A 19511-nucleotide genomic window follows, 5' to 3' on the forward strand; every position below is an offset into this window, starting at 1 on the left:
CGGGCTTCCAGAGCGGGGCGGAGGCCACCAGTCGTGAATCCGCCTCAGCGGTTTCGGCCACGCGCGGCCTGGTCCACCATCCCGGGATGCCATCCACGCGTCTCGCCGGTCTACTCGGTGCCGCCATCCGTGAGCAACGGCAGTCGCGCGAGCTGAGCCAATGTGAGCTGGCCGGGTTGGCCGGAGTCAGCCAGGCGACGGTCGCCCGGATCGAAGGCGGCGATCGAGCGCCCAGCATCGCCGTGCTGGAGCGGTTGCTCGCCGCGATGGATGTCCAGTTGGTCGTCGGGGTTGAGCCGTTGGACGCACACCTCGACGCCCGGATCGACGACCTGGCAACCCGGCCGATCGCCGAGCGGATCGACGAGCTTGGCCTGGATGAGCTGCTGGACCAGCTCACCGACTTCCCGCAGGCGATCACCGGGAGCACCGCGGCGCTGTTGCAGGGCGCGCCGGTGCCGGTCGACGCGCTGGAGATCGCCCTGCGCTGGCAGGACTCCAAACCGTTCACCCGCTGGCTGGAGACGAACTACGGGCAGCGGTGGAACGCCCGCTGGGGCGAGTTCGGCGGGGTGTGGTTGGAGCCCGAGGAGCCGGGCGAACACCGGTGGTCAACCCGGTACGGGGAGATCAGGGCCACGATGTGCGACGAGCTGCCCGAGACGATCGAGGTGCGGCACGGCGGGCGGACTTACCAGGTGATGCCGCTCGTCGAGCTGGAGCTGAGCGAGCCGCGTGCCGCCGAACTGTTACGCCGCTACCGGAACCGGCAGCTGACCAGCGACAGCTGAGCCAACTGCCGGCCCGAGTGCCGGCTCAGCCGGCGGTGCGCTCCCAGTCGATGGTGGGCAGGCCGGCGTCGGCGAGTGCCTTGTTGGCGGCGCTGAACGGGCGGCTACCGAGGAAGCCGCGCGGGTTCATCGGGCTGGGGTGACCCGCCTCCAGCACCACGTGCTGCGGATTGGTGACCAGCGCGGCCTTCTTGCGGGCGTAGCCACCCCAGAGCAGGAAGACCACCCGTTCCGGTGCCGCGTCCAGTGCCCGGATCGTCGCGTCGGTGAACTCTTCCCAGCCGGCGTTGGCGTGCGAGCCCGGGGTGGCCTGCCGGACGGTCAGCACCGCGTTGAGCAGCAGCACCCCCTGGGCGGCCCACCCGTCGAGGTTGCCGTTGCGCGGCTTGGGGACGCCGACGTCCTCGCCCAGCTCCTTGAAGACGTTGCGCAACGACGGCGGCACCGTCACACCGTCGCGGACGCTGAAGCTCAACCCGTGTGCCTGCCCAGCCCGGTGGTAGGGATCCTGCCCGAGGATGAGCACCCGGGTGCCCTGCGGCGGGCAGAGCCGGTATGCCGAGAACAAATCCTCCAGCGGCGGGAAGACCGTCTGCGTCGCGTATTCCCGCGCGACGAACTCGCCCAGCGCGGCGGTGCGTGCCGGGTCGAGGTGCGGAGTGAGCGCGGTGCGCCACTGCTCCGGCAGCAGGGCCAGCAGATCCAGGGCGGGGGCGTCGTCGGGCATCAGGAACCTCTCACAGCGCGGGTCGGTCTCCCGCACTCTAGGCATCGGGTACGACAGCCGCCGACCTAGCCCAGGTCGGCGAGCCGCCGGGCCCAGTCGCCGCCGATCGGGTCCAGCTCGACGATGCGGGTGTCGTCGTCGCGGCGGTCGATGCGAACCCGCAGGTGCGCGTCCACCAACTGCTCCACCAGGCCCTCACCCCACTCCACCACGGTCACCGAGTCGTCCACCGACGCGTCGAGGTCCAGGTCGTCGATCTCGGCGCGCGGGTCGGTGGCGTCACCCAACCGGTACGCGTCGGCGTGCACCAGCGCCACCCGGCCGCCCCGGGCCGGATCGGGGCGGTGCACCCGGGCGATCACGAAGGTCGGCGAGGTGATGTCCCCGAGAACACCGAGCCCGGCGCCGATGCCCTGGGTGAGCGCGGTCTTGCCGGCGCCCAACGGGCCGGTCAACAGCACCAGGTCGCCGGCGCGCAGCAGCCCGGCCAGCCGCCGGCCGAAGTCCCGAGTGTCCTCGACGGTCGGCAGCTTGACGACGTGACTCACCGTTCCTCCACGCTCTGCAATGACTCCAGGAACCGCGCCAGGGCGGCGTTGACCTCGTCCGCGTGTTCCAACATCACCACGTGACCGCTGTCCTTGATCTTCACGAACTCGGCGTGCGGCAACCGGCGGACGATCTCCTCGGAGTGGGTCACCGGCGTGATCATGTCCTTGTCGCCGACCACCACCAGCACCGGAGTCGCCGCCAGCGCCGCCAGCGCCGGGAAGCGCGAGTGGGTGGCCAGGGTCCGCAGGTAGCGGGTCACCGTGTCGGCCGACGTCCGGGAGTTCATCGTCTCCACATAGGACACCAGCGACGGGCTGGGCTTGCGGGTGCCGAAACCGTACTTGCGGGTCAGCAGCCAGGCCACGTTCGACGTCGACTTGCGGGCCTTGTCGATCACCGGCCCGCCGTACCGGGTGGCGTTGCTGACCATGTAGAGCACCGGGCCACCGACCCGGCCGAGCAGCGCGGGTGCGACCAGCTTGGTCTCCGCGATGAGCCCGCCCGACGTGGCCATCAGAACGGTGCCCACCACCCGGTCACCGAACAGCTCCGGAAACAGCTCGGCGAACGCCATGATGGTCATGCCGCCCATCGAGTGGCCGACCAGCACCAGCGGCCCGTCCGGGGCGGTTCGGTCGATCACCTGGCGCAGCGTCCGGCCGAGCACGGCGAGGTCGTACTCCCCGGTCTCCAGTCGCCCGGACCGGCCGTGACCGGGCTGGTCGTACGACACGATCCGGTAGTCGCCGCGGGCGGCGAGCATCTGGCGCTGGAAGTGGAACGTCCCCATGTCCAGGCAGAAGCCGTGCACCAGCACCACCGTCGGGCGCCCCGGCACCGGTCGGGTCGGCTCGACCACCTCGACGTGGATGTCCGTGCCGTCCGGCAGTTCCAGGCGGAACGCCTCGTCGTACCGCTGCTGGTCGAACGTCTCGTGCGCGTAGCGGTCGGCCGGGTCGGCCTTGAGCCGGCGGACCAGGGTCCGCTCGGTCGCGACGCCGGCCGCCAGACCCGCCGCGGCCACCCCCACCGCCGCGCCGACGATCCCCGCGACCCGGCCGGCGGCCGTCCGCGGACGCGGAATGCGATAACTCATGGTTTCTCGCCGTCGTAGACCCGGGGCACCCGCGTGCCGCCGAACCGGGTGACGATCTCGTAGTTGATCGTGCCGACCGCCTCGGCCCAGTCGTCCGCGGTCGGTTCGCCGTCGACGCCGCTGCCGAAGAGCGTCGCCACGTCGCCGTCGGCCACCGGGTCGTCGCCGCAGTCGAGCACGAACTGGTCCATGCAGACCCGCCCCGAGATCGTCCGGCGTACGCCGCCGAGCTGCACCGGGCCGGTGTTGGACGCGTGCCGGGGGACTCCGTCGGCGTACCCGAGCGGCACCACGGCCAGGTTCGCGTCGGCTTCCGTCGTGTAGGCGTGCCCGTAGGAGATACCGGTGCCGGCGGGCACCCGCTTGGTGAGCATCACCCGGGCCCGGGCGGTCATCGCCGGCCGCAACCCGTACGTCTCGCCGGCGACCGGGGAGAGCCCGTAGATGGCCAGGCCGGGGCGGACCAGGTCGAAGTGGGTGTCCGGGCGGGTGAGGGTGGCAGCCGAGTTGGCGAGGTGCCGCCAGCGCGGTCGCAGCCCGGCCCGCTCGACCATGGCCAGCCCCTCGTGGAAGACGGCCAGTTGGCGGTCGGTGGTGGGGTGGCCGGGCGAGTCCGCGTACACGAAGTGGCTCCACACGCCGACCACCTCGACCAGGCCGTCGGCCTGCGCCTTCGCGGCGGCGTCCAGCAGCGCGGGCCAGTCGGCGACTGTCGCTCCGCCCCGGGACAGCCCTGTATCGATCTTGAGGTGCAGACGGGCGGGACGCCCGGCGAGGCGACTCGCCTCGATCATCTCGTCCAGCTGCGCCAGGCTGGCCGCGCCCAGGTCCACCCCGGCGGTGACCCCCTCGTGCAGCGGCAACCCGGGGGCGAGCAGCCAGGCCAGCACCGGCACGGTCACTCCGGCCCGCCGCAGGGTGAGCGCCTCGTCGAGGGTGCAGACGCCGAGCCAGTCGGCGCCGGCGTCGAGCGCCGCGCGGGCGGCCGGAAGCATGCCGTGGCCGTACCCGTCGGCCTTCACCACCGCCATCAACTCGGCGGTGGTGCCGGAGCGGAGCCTGCTCACGTTCTCGCGGATGGCGTCAAGATCGACGCGTACCTCGGCCTGCCACATGCGCCCAGCCTACTTTCCGCCGTGATCACCGCGGGCGGCGACGCACGTCCCGACGCGGCGATCCGGTCATCGCACCCGAACCGCCCCGTTCAGCCCAGCCGGGCCAGCACCGGACGCAGCGCGGTCGCCACGTCGGGCGCGGTCACCGGCCCACCCCGGGCCGCCTCCCGTCCGGCGAGCCCATGCAGGTACGCGGCCGAGGCGGCGGCCCGATCGGCGGGCACCCCGGCCGCCAGCAGCGAGCCGAGCAGCCCGGCCAACACGTCGCCGGTGCCGCCGGTGGCCAGCGCCGGGGTGCCGGTCGGGTTGACGTACGCCCGACCGTCCGGCGTGCCGATCACCGTGCGGTCGCCCTTGAGCAGCACCACCGCGTTCATCCAGGCGGCCAGTCGCAGCGCGGCGCCGACCCGGTCGGCGCCCGGCTCCTCCCCACAGAGACGGGTGAACTCCCGGTCGTGCGGGGTGACCACGATGGGCGCGTCCCGACCCCGCAGCCGGTCGGCGAGCGAGCCGTCCACCAGCAGGGTCAGCGCGTCGGCGTCGAGCACCACCGGCACCGGGGCGGCCAGTACGGCACGCAGCTCGGCCGCCGCGTCGGCACCGGTGCCCAGCCCGGAGCCGCAGACCCAGGCCTGCACCCGGCCCGCGTCGGCGACCCGCCCGCTGGCGATCACCGAGGGGTGCTGGTGCAGCACCTCGGCGCGGGCGCTGCCGGCGTAGCGGACCAGGCCGGTCGGCCCGGCCAGCGCGCCGCCCACGGAGAGCACCGCCGCGCCGGGGTAGGTCGCCGAGCCGGTCGCCACCCCCACCACGCCCCGGGTGTACTTCTCCGACGCCGGGCCCAGCTGGGGCCACCAGTCGACCAGGTCGGACCACTCGGTGACCCGCAGCGCCGGGGTGCCGCGCAGCCACGGCCGCAGCCCGATGTCGACCAACTCGACCTGCCCGGCCAGCGCGGCGGCCGGCCCGACCACCAGGGCGGGCTTCAGCGCGCCGAAGGCCACCGTCACGTCGGCTCGGACGGCGTTGGGCCGGCCGGACGCGGACAGCGGCACGTTGCCGGTGTCGACCGCGACCCCGCTGGGCACGTCGACCGCCAGCACGGTGGCCCGTTCCCCGTCGCGTCCGCGCAGTTCGCCGAGGCGCTGGACCACCTCGTCCGCGTTCGCCCGTAGCCCGCCGGTGCCGCCGATGCCGACGATGCCGTCGAGGACCAGGTCGACCGGGCCGGTCGGATCCGGCACCAGCCGGCCGCCAGCGGCTCGCAGCGCGGCCAGGCCGGCGGCGTGCGCCCGCCCGGGGGTGAGCAGCAGGGCGGACACCTGGACACCTCGGCGGGCCAACCGCTCCCCCGCGTACAGCGCGTCGCCGCCGTTGTCACCGGAGCCGACCAGCAGCAGCACCCGGCCCCCGTAGACGCCGCCCCGCTCGGCGAGCAGGAGCGCGGCGCGGCGGGCCAGACCGGCGGCGGCCCGTTGCATCAGCGTCCCGTCCGGCAGCGTGCCCATCAGCCCCGCCTCGGCCGCCCGTACGTCGGCCACCCGCCACACCGATCTCATGCCACCGTGTCCCATTCCGTTAGCGGGCGGACCTGACGGCCCTCCCGGCCGACGTCATCGTTCCGCGACCACCATCGCCGACGCGATCCCGCCGTCGTGCGACAACGAGAGATGCCAGTGGTTGACCCCACGTGCGTCGGCCACCGCCGCGACCGTGCCGGAGACGGCCAGCCAGGGGCGGCCATCCGGGTCGGGCACGATCTCGCAGTCGTGCCAGTTGAGCCCGGCCGGAGCGCCGAGCGCCTTGGCCACCGCCTCCTTGGCGGCGAACCGGGCGGCGAGCGACTCGGGCGAGCGCGGGCTGCCGGAGCGGGTGTGCCGCTCGGCCTCGGTGAACAGCCGGTCGGCGAGCAGCGGCGTCCGTGCCAGGGCCCGGGCGAACCGGTCGACCAGGACGACGTCGATGCCGACAGCGACGATCACCACACCACCCTACCGGCGGTCGAGGCCGCAGATTAGCCGTCGGGCTCGCGCTGGGCAACGCCTGTGGACACCCCGGGGTACGCCTCGACGTCGGCTGTCCACAGGGCACCGCGCGACCTCCGGTACCCGCCTAGCGTCAGCGCGTCGATGCCGATCGTCCACGGGGGTGTGGTCATGACCGACGAGCCGTTCGCCGTCCAACCGGAGGAGTTGCGGGCGGTCGCCGTCCTGCTCGACGACGAGGCGCGCCGGTTGGCGTCGGGCCTCGCGGGGCTGCCCGGGCTGGTGGTGGCGGCGCCCGAGTGGCGGGCTGGCGTGGCCCTGGCCGGCTTGGAGGCCGCCGGGCACGCCTGGTGCTGCCGGCTGGGTGCCCGGGTCGCGGCGACCTCCGGCGGGGTCCGGGTGGCGGCCGAGTCGTACGAGACGGTGGACGACCGGGCCGCCGGCCGGTTCGCCGCCCTGCCCAGGTGAGCAGCGTCGGCTACCGACAGCTGTGGGCTGCCGATCCGGACGGGTGGCGGGCCGCCGGGGCGGCGTGGGCGGGGTTGGTCGGGCCGCTCGATCGTCGCGTGGGCGGGCTGCGCGCGGCCGGCGGGCGGTTGCGGTTCGGTTGGTCGGGTGCGGCAGCCACGGCGGCGGACACTCGGCTCGCCGGTCTGCGTGACGAGCTGGCCTCGATCGCACCCGCGCTGATCGAGGTCGACCAGGTGCTGGCCGAGTTGGCCGGTGGGCTGGCGGTGGCGAAGGCGCGGCTTTCCCAGGCGGTCGCCCAGGCGGAGGCGGCCGGCCTGCTGGTGGACCGTTCGGGCGGGGTGCGGGTCGATCCCGCCCGGGTTCGGCCCACCGAGCGGGCCGGGGTGGCAGCGGCTGGGGTGGCCGCCGCCCTGCGGGCCGCGCTCGACGGGGCAGCCGCCGCGGACCGGGTCGCGGCCGACCGGTTGGATGACCTCGCCAGGGCCGCCGGCACCGGCTGGGCGTCCCCGCCCCCGCCGGGCCGACCGGCCCTCGGTGCCGCGCCCGCGCTGGTCAGCGCCTGGTGGTCCGGGTTGACCCCGGCGCAGCGACGGTGGCTGATCGGGCGCGAGCCAGCCCTGGTCGGCCGGTTGGACGGGCTGCCGGTGGCCGCCCGCGACCAGGCCAACCGGTTACGGCTCGACGCCTGGCGTGCGGAGCTGCTGGCCGAGCGGCGACGGCTGCTGTCCCGGGTGCCGCCGGGGCCGCTCGCGTCGATCCGGCTGCGCGGGGTGGCCGGACGGTTGGCCGGCCTGGACGCGCTGGTCGGGCGGCTGACGTCCGGCGGGGCGCCGCGGGCGTACCTGCTCGGGTTGGATCCGGCGGGTGAGGGCCGGGCGGTGGTGGCGCTCGGCGACCCGGATCACGCCGACCGGGTGCTGACCTACGTGCCGGGGATGACCGCCGGCCTGGACGACGCCTCCGGCGAGCTGGGCAGAGCGGCCCGGGTGCTGGAGCGGTGCGCCGCGCTCGCCCCGGGTGAGCGCAGCGCGGCGGTGCTCTGGTTGGACTACGACGCCCCGGATCTGCTGACCGAGGCCGCCTCGGCGGGTCAGGCCCGGGACGCCGGCCCGGCGTTGCACCGCTTTCAGGAGGGGCTGCGTGTCAGCCACGACGGGCCGCCGGCCCGGCAGACGGTGCTCGGGCACAGCTACGGGTCGCTGGTGGTGGGGGTGGCCGCCCGGGAGCACGGCCTGGCCGCCGACGCGCTGGTCTTCGTCGGCTCTCCCGGTGTCGGCGCGTCGCACGTCGCCGAGCTGGGCGTGCCACCCGGCGAGGTGTGGGCGAGCAGCGCCCCCGACGACGTGATCCGCGCCGCCCGCCCGGCGGACGAGCTGGGCCGACGCGCCCTGCTCGGCGCGGCTCCACTCGCCGCCGTGCTGGGCTGGCCCGACCGCACCGGGCACGAGCTGTGGTTCGGGCGCGACCCGTCGGATCCCGGGTTCGGCGGTCGGGTCTTCGGCAGTGGGCGAGGCGGGCACACCGGTTACTGGGACCCGGGCAATCCCGCGCTGGACGGGATGGCCCGGGTCGTGCTGGGCCGCTGAGGCTTACTCGACCGTGACCGACTTGGCCAGGTTGCGGGGCTGGTCCACGTCGTGCCCCCGGGCGGCGGCGATCTCGGCGGCGAGCACCTGCAACGGCACCGTGGTGACGAGCGGGGCCAGCAGGGTGGGCGTACGCGGCACGTAGATCAGGTGGTCGGCGTACCGGACGACCGCCTCGTCACCCTCTTCCGCGATCACGATGGTCCGCGCGCCCCGCGCCCGGACCTCCTGGATGTTGGAGACGACCTTGTCGTGCAGCATGCCCCGGCCCACCGGGGAGGGCACCACGCAGATCACCGGGGTGCCCTTGTCGATCAGGGCGATCGGGCCGTGCTTCAGCTCACCGGCGGCGAAGCCCTCGGCGTGCATGTACGCCAACTCCTTGAGCTTCAGCGCGCCCTCCAGGGCCACCGGGTAGCCGACGTGCCGGCCGATGAAGAGCACTGTCGGCTCGGACTTCAGCTCCCGGGCCAGCTCGCGGACAGGCTCGATCCGGTCGAGCAGCTCACGCAGCTTGCCGGGAATCTCCTGCAACTGCGCGACCACCGCGCCCACCTCGTCGGCGAACTTGATCCCGCGCACCTGGGCCAGGTGCAGGCCGATCAGGTAGCAGGCGACGACCTGGGTGAGGAACGCCTTGGTGGAGGCGACGGCGATCTCCGGACCACCGTGGGTGTAGAGCACGGCGTCGGACTCGCGGGGGATGGTCGAGCCGTTGGTGTTGCAGATCGCCAGCACCCGGGCCTTCTGCTCCTTGGCGTGGCGCAGCGCCATCAGGGTGTCCATGGTTTCGCCCGACTGCGAGATGACCACGATCAGCGTGGACCGGTCGAGCACCGGGTCGCGGTAGCGGAACTCGCTGGCCAGCTCCACCTCGCACGGGATCCGGGTCCAGTGCTCGATGGCGTACTTGGCGACCATGCCGGCGTGGTACGCCGTGCCGCAGGCCACGATGAAGATCTTGTCGACGTCGCGCAGATCCTGGTCGCTGAGGCGAACCTCGTCGAGGGCGATCTCACCGCTCTCGGTGAGCCGGCCCAGCAGCGTGTCGGCGATGGCCTGCGGCTGCTCCTCGATCTCCTTGAGCATGAACCAGTCGTAGCCGCCCTTCTCCGCGGCCGAGGAGTCCCAGTCGATGTGGAAGTCCTTGCCGGCGGCGGGCTGGCCCTCGAAGTCGGTGATCTCGATGCTGTCACCGGTGATCAGCACGATCTGGTCCTGGCCCAGCTCGACAGCTTCCCGGGTGTGCTCGATGAACGCGGCCACGTCGCTGGCCAGGTAGTTTTCCCCATCGCCGCGGCCAACCACCAGCGGCGAGTTGCGCCGGGCGCCGACGACCGCACCGGGCACGGCGGCGTCCACCGCGAGCAGGGTGAACGCGCCCTCCAGCCGCTGGCAGACAACGCGCATGCCGGCGGCGAGCAGCTGCGGGCTGTCCGGCTGGCCGGCGGCGCGCAGGTCGGCCAGCGCGGCGGCGAGCAGGTGCGCGGCGCACTCGGTGTCGGTGTCGCTGGTGAACTGGACGCCGTCGGCCTCCAGTTCGGCGCGGAGCTTGGCGAAGTTCTCGATGATGCCGTTGTGGATCACCGCGACCCGCCCGTCGGGGGCGACGTGTGGGTGGGCGTTGCGGTCCGTCGGGCCGCCGTGGGTGGCCCACCGGGTGTGCCCGATGCCGGTGGTGCCGTCACCGATGCCGATCGGGCTGGCCGCGCAGGAGGTCGGGTCGTCGGCGGCCCGCTCGGACAGCACCTTCTCCAGGTTGGCCAGCTTGCCGGCCTTCTTCTCGGTCAGCAGCTGGTCGGCACAGACGATCGCGACGCCTGCCGAGTCGTAGCCGCGGTATTCCAGCCGCCGCAGCCCGTCGAGGACGATGCCGAGTGCAGGGCGCGCGCCCGCGTATCCCACGATTCCACACATGGCCCGCAGCCTAACCCAGTTTCACTCATGATGGGTGCTCGAAAGTCGGGTTATCAATCACGGAATCTGAGCGATCGGTGGTTGGGAGGCCGCAACCGGGACGAGCTTCGCGGCCCACTCCTGGTCCGTCCGGGACGACGGGGTTGCGGCACGCCTTCGGGTACGACAGTCTCTCGGCGGGTTCGGCGCGCCCGTCCTCGGCTCGTTCGTCCCATACCCACTCCCGCCCGGAGCAGCCATGTCCGACGCGTCCCCGCCCGATCCGTCCCCCTCCACCTCACCGGACCCGTCAGCTGGCGGCGCGTCGGGGCCGCCGGCCGAGCCGTACTCGCCGGGTACGGGCGCTCCGGGACCGGATCCGACGGCGCCGCCCTCGGCTGCGTTCCCGGCACCCGACCCGCTGGCCCCGGGCCAGCCCTGGGCACCGCCGGCACCGTGGGCACCGGCACCGCCGGCCGCGCCGTGGGCGCCTCCCCCGCCCGCGACCCAGTGGACGCCCCAACCGCCCGCGACGCCGTGGACGCCAGACTCGTCGACAGCCCCGTGGACGCCGTCGTCCCCACCCGACGCCTCCGGCTCGACGCCCGCCGGACCGCCGTCGCCGGGTTGGCCCACGCCCGGCGGGTGGTCCACGCCGGCCGGACCGCCGCCGGCAGGGTGGTCGCCGTCAGCCGGATCGCCGCCGCCCGGCTATCCGCCGCCGTACGCGTACCCCGGCTATCCGCAGCCCGGGGGCAGCCCGGCCACGCACAGCGGCCGGGCCGTGGGGATCGTCATCGCCGTCCTGGTGGCGCTGGTTTTGACCGTCTGCGGCTGCCTCTGCGCGGCCAGCCTGGTACTCGACGGGAACGACCCGGACCCGTTCGCCGAGCAACCCTTCGGCACTCCCGACGACGACTGGACGGAGCCCACCGCCGGGCCGCTCATCCCCGAGCGACCCACCGCGCCGCCGCCCCCCGCGTCTCCCACCCCCAGCAAGAAGCCGGTCACTCGACCTACGTCAGGGCCGGCACCCCTGACGGTGGTCTACGAGGTCACCGGCTCGGGTACGGCGGACATCGCGTACTACGACGCCGAGAGCGATCTCATGCACGTCGACAACGCGAAGTTGCCCTGGCGGACCACCATCCGAACCAACGGCAAGAGCAGAGTGATGGTGGAGGCCACCTGGCCCGACATCGATCACCCCGCGCCACTCGACTGCACGGTCACGGTCACCGGCGCCGGCAAACCGGTAGTCGACAAGACGCAGGGGTACTGGCGGACCACCTGCCGGGTCGACTGAGGCCGAACGGCGCTGGGGTTCGGGCGGCGGGTGGCCGTAGGCTGGCGCAGGTGACGACGAGCACCGATGTCGACCCGCTGGTGGCCCGGATGCGGCCGTTCGGCACGACGATCTTCGCCGAGATGTCCGCCCTCGCCGTACGCACCGGCGCGGTCAACCTCGGCCAGGGCTTTCCCGACACCGACGGTCCGCCGGAGATGCTGGCCGCCGCCGCCGAGGCGCTGCGCAACGGGCAGAACCAGTACCCGCCCGGCCCGGGGATCCCCGCCCTGCGCGCGGCCGTCGCGGCACATCAGCGGCGGTTCCACGACCTGGCGTACGACCCGGACGGCGAAATCGTGATCACGGCGGGCGCGACCGAGGCGGTCGCGGCGAGCATCCTCGCTCTCTGCGAACCGGGCGACGAGGTGGTCTGCTTCGAGCCGTACTACGACTCGTATGCCGCCTCGATCGCGCTGGCCGGCGCGGTCCGCCGGCCGGTGACGTTGCGTCCCGCTGCCGACGGCCGGTACGCCTTCGACCCGGCGGCGTTGCGTGCGGCGTTCGGCCCGCGCACCCGGCTGGTGCTGCTGAACTCACCGCACAATCCGACCGGGAAGGTCTTCACCCCGGCCGAGTTGGCGCAGGTCGCCGAGTTGTGCCAGGAGTTCGGCGCGTACGCGGTCACCGACGAGGTATACGAGCACCTGGTCTTCACGGACGCGGCGAGCCCGCACGTGCCGCTGGCGGCCCTGCCGGGCATGCGGGAGCGGACGCTGCGCATCTCGTCGGCCGGCAAGACGTTCTCCTGCACGGGGTGGAAGGTCGGCTGGGCGAGCGGCCCGGCGGCGCTGGTCTCGGCGGTGCTCCGGGTGAAGCAGTTCCTCACCTATGTCAACGCCGCGCCGCTGCAACCGGCGGTGGCCGTGGCGCTGGCCCTGCCGGACGACTACTACACCGGCTTCCGGGACAGTCTCCAGCAGCGGCGTGACCAGCTCGTCGGCGGTCTGACCGACGCCGGGTTCGAGGTGCTCGACTCGGAGGGGACGTACTTCGTCACCGCCGACATCACCGCCCTCGGCGGCCGGGACGGGGTGGAGTTCTGCCGCTCGTTGCCGGAGCGCTGCGGTGTGGTGGCGGTGCCCACCCAGGTCTTCTACGACGACGTCGAAGCGGGCCGGCGGCTGGTCCGGTTCGCCTTCTGCAAGCGCCCGGAGGTGCTGACCGAGGCGGTCAGCCGGCTGCACGCTCTGGGCCCGAGCCGCTGACCCGCCCGGAGCCGGTCGACCCCGGGTCGGTCGCCGACTGATCCGCTGTCGACGTCGCGAGTCGGGTGAGCAGTTGACCCTCGTCACCGAGCAGCACCGCCTCGGCGTCGTCCACGAACGACAGGTCCGCGGTCACGTGCCGGCTGGCCGCGGTGAGCAGCAACCCGACCACCGGGTCCTCGGCGGCCCGCCGTAGGCCGTCCAGATTGCGCAGCTCGCGCAGCAGGTGCCCACGCTGGTTGCTCAGCACCGCGCGAACAGTGGCCGCGGAGCCGGACCGGGCGGCGGCGGTGACCTTGAGGAAGAAGTCGTCCCGGAATCCGCCGCTGCGCGGGCTCGGCTCGGCCAGCCACCGCGCCAACTCCGCGCGGCCGGCCGGGGTGATCTCGTAGACCACCCGGTCCGGCTTGATCGGCTGCGGTTGCCGTTCGGCGACGACCAGCTCGTCCCGGGAGAGCCGATCGAGGATCTGGTAGAGGTGGCCGATGTTCAGCGGCCCCCACTGCGGGCCGACGGCGGCTTCGAACGCGCCCTTGAGCTGGTAGCCGTGGCTGGGGCCACCAGCGAGCAGGGCGAGGACAGCGTGCTGGATCGCCATGTCACCTCCGGTACGGGTCTTGCATTGTCACAATGTATCGCGCAGAGTGGGAGACAGCACACGGGGAGGCGCGATGCTCGGCTTCATCTGGAGACAGCTGCGCGGCCGTGCTGGGCGGTCGGTGGCGCTGCTGGTCGGCGTGCTGGTGGCCACCACCGGCTTCGTGGTCCTGACCGGCGCCACCACCACCTCTCGTCTGGACGTCACCGGCACCGTCGAGCGCAACACCCAGGTCGCCTACGAGATCCTGGTCCGTCCGAAGGGGACCCGCACCCCGCTGGAAGCCGAGCGTGGGCTGGTCCGCCCCAACTATCTCTCCGGGCTCTTCGGCGGCATCACCAACCAGCAGTACGAGCAGGTGATGACAGTTCCCGGCATCGAGGTGGCGGCCCCGATCGCGATGCTCGGCTATTCCACCACCCTGCTACCGACGCCGATCGACCTCACCGACGCCGTCGACCGCTCGCTGGACCAGCAGGTCATCCGGGTCGACCCAACCTTCCACGCCGAACGCGGTCTCTCCAGCGCACCGGGCAAACCGCGGTACGTGTACGTGACCAAGAAGCCGTTGATCTACCCCAGGATCGACTGGGAAACCGACAGTGACGCCGTGCCGTACTCCGACGGGCGGTCCTACTCCTGGTCGGACACCTGCGGCCCGACCCCCCGCGAGGTGCAGCCGGACGGGCGCAGCCTGCCCATCTGCGATCCGGGATACGCGCTGCTGGGCAACCCGGGCACCTACTCCGAGCGCGAGGACTGGTCCCTGCACGCCGTCCAACTGCTGCCCGACGGCCGGTTCCAAGCCGACTCCTACATCCTCGCGACCGACCGGGACGGCTCCGCTACACCCACCGACCGGCTGGTGATGGCGTACGACCTGACCGTGCCGTTCCTCCTGGCCGCTGTGGACCCGGCGGCCGAGGAACACCTCGTCGGACTCGACGATGCCGTCGTCACCGGTCGAGCCGTCCGCACCGACGACACGGTCGCCGTCAACCGCCGGGGCTCAGCGGACAACCACGAGGTCCCGGTTCTCGTCACCAACCGACCCTTCATCGACGAGTCGCTGGCGGCCAGGTTCACCCGGCTCGCGATCAGCCCCGCCGGGGTGGAGGCGATCGACCTGGAGAAGACGTTGAGCCGCCCCGGGGGGACTCCCGCCGGGGCCGGTCGGTACGACCTCACCGCCGGGCACCAGGCGATGCTCACCGAGGAGCTTTCCCTGGCCGGGTGCTGCAACGGCCAACTTCAGACGGTCGTGCAGTCGGCCGAAGTGCAGTACGACCGGCTACCCGACGGCAGCCTGCGGGCCCGCCAGCAACCGCCCGGCGACCCCGAGGTGTACGGCAAGATGGAGGCGTTCAACCCGCTGCCCCGACCCTGGCTCGCCGACGACACCGGTTCCCGATCGATACGGGCGCTGCCGCTACCCGTGGGCGCAAACACCGCCAATCGTTTTTGGCGGGCCGTCGGTGTCTTCGACCCGGGCCGACTGGCCGGGTTCAGTGACCTCGGCCAACTGCCGCTGGAGACCTACCAGGCGCCGACGGCACAGGGTGCCGACGAGCGCAGCCGGGCGGCGCTGGGTGGTCAACCGCTGGCGCCCAGCGGCAATCCCGCCGGCTACCTCTCCGCGCCGCCGCTGCTCCTCACCAACCTCGGCAGCGTGTCGAAAATCTTGCAGGGTGGCGGCGGGCCACAGGCCAAGGCCCCGATCAGCGCGATCCGGGTACGGGTGGCCGACGTGGGCGGCTACAACGAGCGATCGGCCGAGCGGGTCCGACTGGTCGCCGAGCAGATCGCGGCACGCACCGGGCTGGACGTCGACATCACCCTCGGCTCGTCGGGCGCGCCGCAGACAGTGGAACTGCCCGCCGGCTCGTTCGGCCGGCCGATGCTGCGGCTGACCGAGAACTGGTCGGCACTCGGCGTGGCCTCGATCATCACCCAGGCGGTGGACCGCAAGAGCCTGGTGCTCTTCGTGCTGGTGCTGGTGGTCTGCGTGCTCTTCCTCGGCAACGCGGTCAGCGCCGCTGTCCGGGACCGGCGCTCCGAACTGGCGGTGCTCTCCTGTCTCGGCTGGCCGGTCCGCCGCATCGCGGCGCTGATCCTGGGCGAGGTCGCCCTGCTCGGGCTCATCGCCGGTCTGCTCTCGCTGACCCTCGCGGTGCCGCTCGGAATCGCGCTCGGCATCGACGTCGACTGGCGGCGGTCGGCCCTGGCCGTACCCATCGCCCTGCTGCTCGCGCTGGCCGCGGGCCTGGTGCCGGCGCTGCGGGCCGCGCGCGCCCACCCGGCCGCCGCCCTCCGCCCGATCGTCGCTCCCGCCGGCTGGGTAAGCCGGCCACGCACCCTCTTCGGGTTGGCGCTGGTGAATCTGGCCCGCACCCCCGGGCGCACGCTCCTCGGCGCCGGCGCGCTGGCCATCGGGGTGGCCGCGCTGACGCTGGTCACCGCCGCCGCCTGGGCCTTCCGGGGCGCGATCGTCGGCAGTCTGCTCGGCGACGTGGTCTCGCTGAGCGTGCGCGGCGCGGACACCGTGGCCGCTGCGGCCACCGTGCTGCTCGGTGCCGCTGCGGTCGCGGACGTGCTCTACCTGAACATCCGCGACCGGGCCGCCGAGTTGGCCACCCTGCGGGCGATCGGTTGGACCGACGCCGAGCTCGGCCGGCTGATCGGCTACGAAGGGCTGGCGCTGGGGCTCGTCGGTTCGACGACCGGCGCGGCGGTCGGCCTGGCCGGCGCGGGTTGGCTGATCGGCGCCCTCCCCGGCGCACTGCTCCTGGTGGCCGCACTGGTCGCGCTGGCGGGCGCGCTGGTCAGCGCCGTCGCCGCGCTGGTGCCCGCCGCCCTGTTGCCGCGCCTACGACCCGCCCGACTTCTGGCAGAGGAGTAGCAGTCATGAGCGAGCAGATCGGCAGCGCGATCTCGGTCGACCACCTGACACGACGATTCGGCACCGGCGCGGACCGACTGACGGCCGTCGACGACGTGTCCCTGACCATCGCGGCCGGAGCGGTGGTGGCGCTTACCGGGCCGAGCGGGTCGGGCAAGTCGACGCTGCTGCACCTCATCGGCGCCATCGAGCAGCCCGACGAGGGCAGCGTGACCGTCGACGACGTGGTGGTCAGCGACATGCGCCGGGCCGCGCTGGCCCGCTACCGGCAGCGGGTCGGGTTCGTGTTCCAGCGCTACCACCTGCTGCCCGCACTCACCGTGCTGGACAACGTGATCGCGCCGGTCCTCCCCCGCCGGGGCCGGGCCGATCACGCGACCCGAGCCCGCGAGTTGCTCGACGCGGTCGGCCTGGCCGGTCGGGACCGCGCCCTGCCCGCGCAGCTCTCCGGTGGCCAGCAGCAACGGGTCGCCATCGCCCGCGCCCTGATGGGGGCACCGGGCCTGCTGCTGGCCGACGAGCCCACCGGCAACCTCGACTCCACCACCGGCGGGCAGATCCTCGACCTGCTGCTCGACCTCCGTGACCGGCACGGCATGACCATCCTGCTCGCCACCCACGAACAGGCCATCGCTGCCCGCTGTGACCGACTGGTCCGGCTGACCGACGGACGCGTCACCGAGGACCTCGACCTCACCGACGGCGAGGACCCCGCCGACACGTACGAGCGGGCGGCCCAACTGCGGTTGTGACGCCGTCCCGAGGTGGTCTCAGGCGACCGGGCTCGCGGTGCGGACCAGCTCGGCGATCCGCTCGGCGACCTCACGGGCGGTCGCCTCGGTGGCCGCCTCGACCATCACCCGGACCAGCGGCTCGGTGCCCGACGGGCGCAGCAGCACCCGGCCGGTCTCCCCCAGCTCCGCCTCGGCCCGCTCGACCTCGGCGCGTACGGCTGGGGCGGCGGCGCCGACGGTCCGGTCGCCGACCGGCACGTTGATCAGCACCTGGGGCAGCTTGGTGACCACCGAGGCCAGCTCGGCGAGGGACTGGCCGGTGGCCGCCATCCGAGCCATCAGGTGCAGGCCGGTGAGCACCCCGTCGCCGGTGGTGGCGTGCGCGGGCATGACGATGTGGCCGCTCTGCTCACCGCCGAGCGCCAGCCCGGAGGCGCGCAGCTCCTCCAGCACGTACCGGTCGCCGACCTTGGTCTCGATCAGGCGGATGCCCTGGGCGGACATCGCGAGCCGCAGCCCGAGGTTGCTCATCACGGTGGCCACCAGGGTGTCCTGGGTGAGCGTGCCGGCGTCCCGCATGGCCAGCGCGAGGATCGCCATGACCTGGTCGCCGTCCACCTCGTCGCCGTCGGCGGTGACCGCCAGGCAGCGGTCGGCGTCGCCGTCGTGGGCGATGCCCAGGTGGGCGCCGTGCTCGACCACTGCGGCGCGCAGCGCCTCGATGTGGTTGGAGCCACAGTCGTCGTTGATGTTCAGCCCGTCGGGCTGCGCGTGGATGGCGATGACCTCCGCGCCGGCCTCCCGGTAGGCGACGGGGGCGACCTCGGCGGCGGCGCCGTTGGCGCAGTCGACCACGACCTTGATCCCCTCGAGCCGGTGCGGAACGGTGCCCACCAGGTGCTGGACGTAGTGGTCAGCACCGTCGAGCAGGTCGTGCACGCGGCCGACACCGGCACCGATCGGCCGGTCCCAGGCGGTGGTGGCGTTCGTCTCGACGGCCGCCTCGATCTGCATCTCGATCTCGTCGGGCAACTTGTGCCCACCGGCGGCGAAGAGCTTGATGCCGTTGTCCGGCATCGGGTTGTGCGACGCGGAGAGCATCACACCCAGGTCGGCCTTGGCCTCGGCGGTGAGGAACGCCACCGCCGGGGTGGGCAGCACGCCGACCCGCACCACGTTGGCGCCGGCGCTGGTCAACCCGGCGACCACGGCGGCCTCCAGCATCTCACCGCTGGCGCGGGTGTCCCGGCCGACGACGGCGAGCGGCGGATGACTGCGGTCCGTCTCGGCGAGTGTGTGCGCGGCGGCCACCGCGAGCGCCAGTGCCAACTCCGGGGTGAGATCCGCGTTTGCCCGCCCGCGTACGCCGTCCGTGCCGAACAACCGACCCATACCCGCCAACCTCCGATAGAGCACTGCCAGTGAGGAGAAAGCGGAACGGCCGATCCACCTCCCCCCGACGAGGGGGAGGCGGACCGGCCGTCCGTCAGAAGTACAACGCGCTGGGAAAGATCAGCGCTTCGAGTACTGGGGAGCCTTACGGGCCTTCTTGAGGCCGTACTTCTTGCTCTCCTTGACCCGGGCGTCACGGGTGAGGAAGCCGGCCTTCTTCAGGGCCGGGCGGTCGTCCGGCTCGTTGATGATCAGCGCACGGGCGATGCCCAGCCGGAGCGCACCGGCCTGGCCGGTGGTGCCGCCGCCACGCAGGTTCGCGATGACGTCGAACTGCTCGAGCTTCTCGGCGGTGACCAGCGGGTCCTTGATGAGCTGCTGGTGCACCTTGCTCGGGAAGTACGCCTCGAGGTCCTGGCCGTTGCAGGTGATCTTGCCGGTGCCCGGGACGATGCGGACCCGGACGATGGCCTCCTTGCGGCGGCCCACGGTCTGGATCGGCCGGTCACCACGAGGCGCGCGGGCAACGGGCGCCGGTGCCTCGGTGGCCTCGGGGGCCTCGGGGGCTTCCGGGGCGACCTCGGTCTCGATGATGTCGGTCATGCTGCTTCCTTCGCCCGCGCTCACTGCGCGATCTGCTTGATCTCGAACGGCACCGGCTGCTGCGCGAGGTGCGGGTGCTCGGCACCGGCGTAGACCTTCAGCTTCTTGATCAGCTGACGGCCGAGCTTGTTGTGCGGGAGCATCCCCTTCACGGCCAGCTCGATGGCCCGCTCGGGACGCTTGGTCAGCAGCTCGTCGTAGCCGATCTGCTTCAGACCACCCGGGTAACCCGAGTGGCGGTAAGCGACCTTGGTCTGGCGCTTGTTGCCGGTCAACGCAACCTTGCCCGCGTTCACGATGACGACAAAGTCGCCCGTGTCGACGTGCGGCGCGAAAGTCGGCTTGTGCTTACCACGCAGCAACGTGGCGGCGTGGGTGGCCAGGCGGCCCAGCACGACATCAGAGGCGTCGATGACGTGCCACTGACGCTCGATCTCACCCGGCTTCGGGCTGTACGTACGCACAGGTCTACCTTGTCTCGTCGTCGGTCTGGGGTCGCGCGCCGAGGTGACC

General features: G+C 73.0%; 18 protein-coding genes. 7 read left to right on the top strand and 11 right to left on the bottom strand.

The window, feature by feature from the left end; genetic code table 11:
* Positions 1-86: 86 nt before the first annotated feature.
* A complete protein-coding gene (locus tag ACQRWP_RS24285) occupies positions 87-791 on the top strand; it encodes a helix-turn-helix domain-containing protein (protein WP_430497996.1) in 705 nt (234 codons plus the stop codon).
* A 25-nt stretch (positions 792-816) separates the two neighbouring features.
* On the opposite strand, the gene ung is transcribed toward ACQRWP_RS24285, so the two are convergent.
* The 6 genes from ung to ACQRWP_RS24315 form a co-directional block, all read right to left on the bottom strand.
* Positions 817-1518: a uracil-DNA glycosylase gene (ung, locus tag ACQRWP_RS24290; protein WP_430497998.1), complete on the bottom strand. Its 702-nt coding sequence runs from the start codon at positions 1516-1518 to the stop codon at positions 817-819.
* A 65-nt stretch (positions 1519-1583) separates the two neighbouring features.
* A complete protein-coding gene (gene tsaE / locus ACQRWP_RS24295; protein WP_112584898.1) occupies positions 1584-2066 on the bottom strand; it encodes a tRNA (adenosine(37)-N6)-threonylcarbamoyltransferase complex ATPase subunit type 1 TsaE in 483 nt (160 codons plus the stop codon).
* On the bottom strand, positions 2063-3166 hold the full coding sequence (locus ACQRWP_RS24300; protein ID WP_238679455.1) for an alpha/beta fold hydrolase: 1104 nt from the start codon (positions 3164-3166) through the stop codon (positions 2063-2065). Before ACQRWP_RS24300 ends, tsaE begins: the two co-directional genes overlap by 4 nt.
* Positions 3163-4281 carry an alanine racemase gene (gene alr / locus ACQRWP_RS24305; protein ID WP_091402301.1) on the bottom strand — a complete coding sequence of 373 codons (1119 nt, stop codon included), beginning with the start codon at positions 4279-4281 and terminating at the stop codon, positions 3163-3165. The genes ACQRWP_RS24300 and alr overlap by 4 nt, the downstream gene beginning before the upstream one ends.
* A gap of 89 nt (positions 4282-4370) precedes the next feature.
* The gene (locus ACQRWP_RS24310) at positions 4371-5840 is read right to left on the bottom strand and encodes an NAD(P)H-hydrate dehydratase (RefSeq protein WP_430498001.1); all 1470 of its coding nucleotides are present in this window, start codon (positions 5838-5840) and stop codon (positions 4371-4373) included.
* 54 nt (positions 5841-5894) lie between these two features.
* Positions 5895-6263 (bottom strand): holo-ACP synthase, encoded by a 369-nt coding sequence (locus tag ACQRWP_RS24315; RefSeq protein WP_091403516.1) that lies wholly within the window; start codon positions 6261-6263, stop codon positions 5895-5897.
* A 174-nt stretch (positions 6264-6437) separates the two neighbouring features.
* Here ACQRWP_RS24315 and ACQRWP_RS24320 point away from each other — a divergent pair, with 174 nt between their 5' ends.
* Together ACQRWP_RS24320 and ACQRWP_RS24325 are read left to right on the top strand one after the other, a co-directional pair.
* Positions 6438-6734, top strand: a complete 297-nt coding sequence (locus tag ACQRWP_RS24320; RefSeq protein WP_430498003.1) for a hypothetical protein — start codon at positions 6438-6440, stop codon at positions 6732-6734.
* The gene (locus ACQRWP_RS24325; protein ID WP_430498005.1) at positions 6731-8323 is read left to right on the top strand and encodes an alpha/beta hydrolase; all 1593 of its coding nucleotides are present in this window, start codon (positions 6731-6733) and stop codon (positions 8321-8323) included. The genes ACQRWP_RS24320 and ACQRWP_RS24325 overlap by 4 nt, the downstream gene beginning before the upstream one ends.
* A 3-nt stretch (positions 8324-8326) precedes the next feature.
* Here ACQRWP_RS24325 and glmS read toward each other — a convergent pair whose 3' ends face one another.
* Entirely contained in the window at positions 8327-10240 is a 1914-nt protein-coding gene (glmS, locus tag ACQRWP_RS24330; RefSeq protein WP_354944292.1) for a glutamine--fructose-6-phosphate transaminase (isomerizing), read from the bottom strand.
* Between the two features lie 763 nt (positions 10241-11003).
* On the opposite strand from glmS, the gene ACQRWP_RS24335 reads away from it, so the two are divergent.
* Both ACQRWP_RS24335 and ACQRWP_RS24340 read left to right on the top strand, forming a co-directional pair.
* Positions 11004-11525 (top strand): MmpS family transport accessory protein, encoded by a 522-nt coding sequence (locus tag ACQRWP_RS24335; protein ID WP_430498007.1) that lies wholly within the window; start codon positions 11004-11006, stop codon positions 11523-11525.
* Between the two features lie 89 nt (positions 11526-11614).
* Positions 11615-12772, top strand: coding sequence for a pyridoxal phosphate-dependent aminotransferase (locus ACQRWP_RS24340; RefSeq protein WP_430503281.1), 1158 nt, complete (start codon positions 11615-11617; stop codon positions 12770-12772).
* Here ACQRWP_RS24340 and ACQRWP_RS24345 read toward each other — a convergent pair.
* Positions 12738-13370: a helix-turn-helix transcriptional regulator gene (locus tag ACQRWP_RS24345; protein WP_430498009.1), complete on the bottom strand. Its 633-nt coding sequence runs from the start codon at positions 13368-13370 to the stop codon at positions 12738-12740. The genes ACQRWP_RS24340 and ACQRWP_RS24345 overlap by 35 nt on opposite strands.
* Positions 13371-13443: 73 nt before the next feature.
* On the opposite strand from ACQRWP_RS24345, the gene ACQRWP_RS24350 reads away from it, so the two are divergent.
* Both ACQRWP_RS24350 and ACQRWP_RS24355 read left to right on the top strand, forming a co-directional pair.
* Positions 13444-16269: an FtsX-like permease family protein gene (locus tag ACQRWP_RS24350; protein ID WP_430498011.1), complete on the top strand. Its 2826-nt coding sequence runs from the start codon at positions 13444-13446 to the stop codon at positions 16267-16269.
* 5 nt (positions 16270-16274) lie between these two features.
* Complete coding sequence (locus ACQRWP_RS24355; RefSeq protein ID WP_430498013.1) at positions 16275-17021, top strand: ABC transporter ATP-binding protein; 747 nt, start codon at positions 16275-16277, stop codon at positions 17019-17021.
* A gap of 18 nt (positions 17022-17039) precedes the next feature.
* On the opposite strand, the gene glmM is transcribed toward ACQRWP_RS24355, so the two are convergent.
* From glmM to rplM, 3 genes are all read right to left on the bottom strand, one after another.
* Positions 17040-18395, bottom strand: a complete 1356-nt coding sequence (glmM, locus tag ACQRWP_RS24360) for a phosphoglucosamine mutase (protein WP_430498015.1) — start codon at positions 18393-18395, stop codon at positions 17040-17042.
* Between the two features lie 120 nt (positions 18396-18515).
* On the bottom strand, positions 18516-18998 hold the full coding sequence (gene rpsI, locus ACQRWP_RS24365; RefSeq protein WP_430498017.1) for a 30S ribosomal protein S9: 483 nt from the start codon (positions 18996-18998) through the stop codon (positions 18516-18518).
* Positions 18999-19018: 20 nt separating this feature from the next.
* Positions 19019-19462, bottom strand: coding sequence for a 50S ribosomal protein L13 (gene rplM, locus ACQRWP_RS24370; RefSeq protein ID WP_053653864.1), 444 nt, complete (start codon positions 19460-19462; stop codon positions 19019-19021).
* Positions 19463-19511 lie beyond the last annotated feature (49 nt).

The organism is Micromonospora trifolii, from assembly GCF_050516465.1.
GTDB lineage: Bacteria > Actinomycetota > Actinomycetes > Mycobacteriales > Micromonosporaceae > Micromonospora > Micromonospora trifolii.

Bases quoted from the DNA above. Each gene is read 5' to 3' on its own strand.
- ACQRWP_RS24345 (WP_430498009.1), bottom strand. From the start codon at position 13,370: ATGGCGATCCAGCACGCTGTCCTCGCCCTGCTCGCTGGTGGCCCCAGC.
- glmM (WP_430498015.1), bottom strand. From the start codon at position 18,395: ATGGGTCGGTTGTTCGGCACGGACGGCGTACGCGGGCGGGCAAACGCG.
- ACQRWP_RS24340 (WP_430503281.1), top strand. From the start codon at position 11,615: ATGCGGCCGTTCGGCACGACGATCTTCGCCGAGATGTCCGCCCTCGCC.
- glmS (WP_354944292.1), bottom strand. From the start codon at position 10,240: ATGTGTGGAATCGTGGGATACGCGGGCGCGCGCCCTGCACTCGGCATC.
- ACQRWP_RS24320 (WP_430498003.1), top strand. From the start codon at position 6,438: ATGACCGACGAGCCGTTCGCCGTCCAACCGGAGGAGTTGCGGGCGGTC.
- ACQRWP_RS24285 (WP_430497996.1), top strand. From the start codon at position 87: ATGCCATCCACGCGTCTCGCCGGTCTACTCGGTGCCGCCATCCGTGAG.
- ACQRWP_RS24300 (WP_238679455.1), bottom strand. From the start codon at position 3,166: ATGAGTTATCGCATTCCGCGTCCGCGGACGGCCGCCGGCCGGGTCGCG.
- rpsI (WP_430498017.1), bottom strand. From the start codon at position 18,998: ATGACCGACATCATCGAGACCGAGGTCGCCCCGGAAGCCCCCGAGGCC.
- ung (WP_430497998.1), bottom strand. From the start codon at position 1,518: ATGCCCGACGACGCCCCCGCCCTGGATCTGCTGGCCCTGCTGCCGGAG.
- ACQRWP_RS24350 (WP_430498011.1), top strand. From the start codon at position 13,444: ATGCTCGGCTTCATCTGGAGACAGCTGCGCGGCCGTGCTGGGCGGTCG.
- ACQRWP_RS24310 (WP_430498001.1), bottom strand. From the start codon at position 5,840: ATGAGATCGGTGTGGCGGGTGGCCGACGTACGGGCGGCCGAGGCGGGG.
- ACQRWP_RS24355 (WP_430498013.1), top strand. From the start codon at position 16,275: ATGAGCGAGCAGATCGGCAGCGCGATCTCGGTCGACCACCTGACACGA.
- alr (WP_091402301.1), bottom strand. From the start codon at position 4,281: ATGTGGCAGGCCGAGGTACGCGTCGATCTTGACGCCATCCGCGAGAAC.